Source organism: Streptomyces hilarionis (assembly GCF_024539675.1).
GTDB classification, from domain to species: domain Bacteria; phylum Actinomycetota; class Actinomycetes; order Streptomycetales; family Streptomycetaceae; genus Streptomyces; species Streptomyces hilarionis.
Map to the genome: position 1 here is coordinate 1 of NZ_JAHHIT010000424.1, position 481 is coordinate 481.

The window sequence follows — 481 nt, forward strand, 5'->3', positions numbered from 1 at the left end:
GTCTCGGTCAGCTCGCTGTTTCAGAACGGCAAAAATCCCAGTCCCTATCGCGCCCATTAGGCGGACCTTTTTTTCCTGCAACTCACGATAATCTGACTCCAGCACCTCAATCGTGGCGATCATTCTCGGCATGTCTTCAATCATCGCCATTACTGACTCGATACGCCGACGGCGGGCAATAGCCTGATCAACTCGCTGACGCTCGCGGGTAAAGCTCATGCCAAAGTGTGTTTTGCCGCAATGGCTACCGATCGCCGTTTCATGACCGTCACTGGTGGTTATCAAATAACCGTTCAGGTGGGGGGTATGACACGACTCGATACCGCAAGGAATTCTGTCAAGGAATCGGTAAGGTGCTAAAACCGATCCAAAACGTCGGACAGCCTTCGGATGAAACGCAAGCGACGGCTCAAAGCCAGGTCTAGCCAGAAGGTCTTCATAGGTGTTGATTACAACCAGCTCTTGATTCAAGTCCCTTTAC

General features: G+C 51.6%; 1 protein-coding gene. It reads right to left on the reverse strand.

What is annotated here, in order from left to right:
- The coding region (locus tag KMS84_RS38960; protein ID WP_256921288.1) for a hypothetical protein at positions 1–471 on the reverse strand (471 nt) is incomplete at its 3' end.
- Positions 472–481: the final 10 nt, after the last annotated feature.